The 3946-nt window shown below is 50.9% G+C and carries 5 protein-coding genes; all 5 read left to right on the forward strand.

The genetic code is table 11. The features are described from left to right. The coding region (locus J1C54_RS16065; RefSeq protein WP_229149923.1) for a sugar nucleotide-binding protein at positions 1-204 on the forward strand (204 nt) is incomplete at its 5' end. Next, complete coding sequence (rfbA, locus tag J1C54_RS16070; RefSeq protein ID WP_229149926.1) at positions 201-1073, forward strand: glucose-1-phosphate thymidylyltransferase RfbA; 873 nt, start codon at positions 201-203, stop codon at positions 1071-1073. The genes J1C54_RS16065 and rfbA, both read left to right, overlap by 4 nt. Before the next feature lie 10 nt (positions 1074-1083). Then, positions 1084-1668, forward strand: coding sequence for a dTDP-4-dehydrorhamnose 3,5-epimerase (rfbC, locus tag J1C54_RS16075; protein ID WP_229149927.1), 585 nt, complete (start codon positions 1084-1086; stop codon positions 1666-1668). After that, a complete protein-coding gene (locus J1C54_RS16080) occupies positions 1669-3471 on the forward strand; it encodes an ABC transporter ATP-binding protein (protein WP_229149928.1) in 1803 nt (600 codons plus the stop codon). A 33-nt stretch (positions 3472-3504) separates the two neighbouring features. Continuing rightward, on the forward strand, positions 3505-3946 hold a 442-nt coding region (locus tag J1C54_RS16085; RefSeq protein WP_229149929.1), incomplete at its 3' end, for an FkbM family methyltransferase.

Raw genomic sequence — 3946 nt, forward strand, 5'->3', positions numbered from 1 at the left:
GCTATTGCAGCAGGTGAGCAACTAAGCATTGCCGCAGACAAAGTGCAGCCGATACCGAGTAGCGCCTATCCGGTTGCCGCCAGGCGGCCACTGAATTCGCGCCTGGCAACCGACAAGCTTCGGTCCGCACTGGGAATAGATCTGCCAGACTGGCAGAGCCAGCTGGAACTCACTTTGAAAGAGCACCTGAAGGATAGAACATGAAGGGAATTATTCTTGCCGGCGGTTCCGGCACCCGTCTTTATCCGATCACCCGTGGCATTTCCAAACAGCTGCTGCCGATCTACGACAAGCCGATGATCTACTACCCACTGTCGGTACTGATGCTGGCGGGAATTAAAGATGTGCTGGTGATCACCACTTCAGAGGATCAGTCGGGCTTTCAGCGCCTGATGGACGATGGCAGCCAGTGGGGCATCAATATTCAGTATGCGGTGCAACCCAGCCCGGATGGTCTGGCACAGGCATTTATTATCGGTGAGGACTTTATCGGCAAGGATAGCGTCTGCCTGGTGCTGGGAGACAACATTTACTACGGCAGAGGGCTGAGCAAGATTTTGCAGAATGCCGCAACGCGCACCCGGGGTGCCACCGTATTCGGCTATCAGGTGACAGACCCGGAACGCTTCGGCGTGGTCGAGTTCGATGACAACAACCGCGCCATCTCCATTGAAGAAAAGCCGCTCAAGCCCAAATCCGACTACGCGGTTACCGGCCTGTACTTCTACGATAACGACGTTATCGAAATCGCCAAAAAGGTTAAGCCCTCAGAGCGCGGCGAGCTGGAGATTACCAGCGTCAATCAGGCCTACCTGGAGCGGGGCGATCTGAATGTGGAGCTGCTCGGCCGCGGCTTCGCCTGGCTGGACACCGGCACCTTCGATTCCTTACATGAAGCTTCCGCCTTTATCGAAACTTTGGAAAAGCGTCAGGGACTGAAAATTGCCTGTCTGGAGGAGATTGCCTGGCGCATGGGGTATATCGATCGTGACAAGCTGATGGAAGAAGGGCAGAAGCTCAAGAAGAACAGCTATGGCGCGTATCTGGTCAAGTTAGCGCAAACAGGCAAATAAAGGTGCGACTATGATAATCATCAGCACCCGTATTCCCGATGTAAAGCTAATCGAGCCAAAAGTGTTCGGCGACGAACGCGGCTTCTTTATGGAAACCTGGAATGAAAAGGCCTTCCGCGAAGCCGGGATCAATGTTGCCTTCGTTCAGGACAATCACAGTCGGTCGGTCAAGAACACCTTGCGAGGCCTGCACTATCAGATCAAGCAGCCACAGGGGAAGCTGGTGCGAGTTACACGAGGGGAAGTGTTCGATGTGGCAGTAGATCTGCGCGTTGGCTCGCCAACCTTCGGTCAGTGGGTGGGGGAGTGCCTGTCGGAGGAGAACAACCGCATGCTGTGGGTGCCGCCCGGATTTGCCCATGGCTTTCTGGTGACGAGTGATACGGCGGATTTTCAGTACAAGTGCACGGATTTCCACTCTCCTGAATACGAGCGCTCAATTTTCTGGAACGATCCGACCGTAAATATCGACTGGGGTGTGTCAAGTCCGGACGGGCTGCTGCTGTCGAAAAAAGATAAGAATGCTCAGAGTCTGCAGCATGCTATGACCGAACTAGAGGAAAATTCTCAAATCAAACCAGAGACAAGTGCTTGAATGCTTAAACAACTTAAAGATCTCTACTCACTCCTTACCGATCAGCAGCGCAAAAAGCTTCTCCGGCTTCAGCTATTGGTAGTGCTGATGGCAGTGGCAGAGCTGGGAAGCGTGCTTTCCATTGGTCCTTTTATGGCCCTGGTGGGAGATATGAGTCTCCTGCAGCGTGAGGGAATAGTGGGGGATATCTATCGCCTAAGTGGCATTGATAGCCCTCGAATTTTTATGATTCTAGTGGGTGCAGCTGTTTTACTTTCGTTATTGGCGGCCGCGATCATCTCCATACTCACTATCTGGCGTCTCTCAATGTACGGATCTATTGTCGGTGCAGAGCTCAGTAGTCGTCTATATCACCACTACATGCATCAACCGTGGCTTTTTCATGCATGCGGCAGTAGTAGTCAGCTCACCAATCAAATAGCGCAGGAATGTACTCGAGTCACCACAGGAATCATCAATCCGCTAATGCAAATGAATGCCCGCATCGTGATGGCGACACTGATGGCGATAGCTATTTTTCTATTTAACCCTGCTGTCGCGATCACTGGGCTCACGGTGTTCGCAGTCGCCTATTTGGCGATGTACAGAATTGTGCGACAAAAGCTCATCAGAAATGGCGGCATCATTACCTCGTCTCAGCGACTTCGATTTAAGCTAATGGGTGAAGGGTTCGGTGGCATCAAAGACGTGCTTCTGCTGGGCAGGCAGCAGATTTTCACAGATCGATTTGACTATGCCAGTGCCCGCTTTGCCGATGCTCAGGGCAAAAGCCAAGTAATGAGCCAAGTGCCACGCTTCGTGATGGAGCTGGTAGCCTTCGGCGGCGTAATCTTCCTGATTCTTTACCTGCTCGCTGCTTACGACGGCAATTTGGGCACTATACTGCCAGTGCTTTCAGTTTATGCTCTGGCTGGGTTCAAGCTGCTTCCGGCATTTCAGCAGATATACAGCAGTGTCTCCAGTATTCGAGGCAGTCTGACGGCGTTCGAAGGGCTGCGAGATGATCTCAGGGCGAGCGCAACCGCGACGCTGCAGCTGGCGCGCAGTGAAAGCGGTCAAGAGCACTTAACCCCTCGCCAGTCCATCGAGATCAAGAACGTGCAGTTCACCTACCCGGATAAAGCTGAGCCTGCGCTTCGAGATATAACAATGACCATAGGAGTAAATAAAGTCATCGGCCTTGTAGGTGCGTCAGGCTCGGGCAAGTCGACAGTCATTGATATCCTGCTCGGGTTGATTCAGCCGGACAAGGGGCTACTGGTGGTAGATGGTAAGCCGATTACAAAGCAGACCCTGCGCTCCTGGCAAAATTCCTTGGGATTCGTACCTCAGTCTATCTTTCTGGCAGACAGTAGCATTCGCGAGAATATAGCATTCGGATTGCCTCTTGAGCTGATTGATGAAGAAAAAGTCAGAAGGGCAGCCAGCATGGCTCATTTGGATGAGCTAGTAGCGGAGTTGCCGCAAGGCCTGGACGCCAGAGTTGGAGAGCGAGGGGTGCAGCTGTCAGGTGGTCAGCGTCAGCGTATCGGCATTGCTCGTGCGCTTTACAATGATGCGGATGTCCTGATTCTTGATGAAGCAACCAGTGCGCTTGATGGCATAACTGAAAAACTGATTATGGATGCTATTCATGACTTCTCTGGAAAGAAGACTATAGTCATGATCGCGCACCGACTTGCCACGGTGCGCAAGTGTGACATTATTTATTTTCTTGAAGGTGGTTGTGTAGTGGATAAAGGAAGCTATACAGAGCTGATCGAACGCAGTCCAACCTTCAAGAAAATGGCTCAGAATGCATAGATAAGTGGCAATATAGAAAAAGGAAAGGAAAAAATGGAATTTCGCAGTTTTATCCGAAAGGCTTTCCAATACTTTGATATCGACATTCATCGGATATATCGAGATGACTCGCCTTTTATAGATCCTGCGCAAGCAATGATTGCTTCTGTCTTGCATAATGGAAAGCCGTCTAGATTTCTGGTTGCGGACAGGTTCGATGTGATACAGAAGCATCATGCAGATGGGAAGTTCTACGAGCAGGACTTGCTTGACGTGCTAGCGGAAAACATTAAAGAGGGAGCATGCTTTGTCGATATCGGTGCAAATGTTGGGAATCATTCAATATTTGCAGCTGCCCATCTTGGTGCATCGCGAATTATTGCCTTTGAGCCGATGAGACTGCAGCACGCGATTCTTTCTATTAATGTTCTGTTAAACGAACTTCAAGGAAAGGTAGAGGTTCACAAGCTAGCGTTGTCGGATCGTACTGAATTTT

This window comes from Alcanivorax sp. 1008 (genome assembly GCF_020667895.1).
Classification (GTDB): Bacteria; Pseudomonadota; Gammaproteobacteria; order Pseudomonadales; family Alcanivoracaceae; genus PGZG01.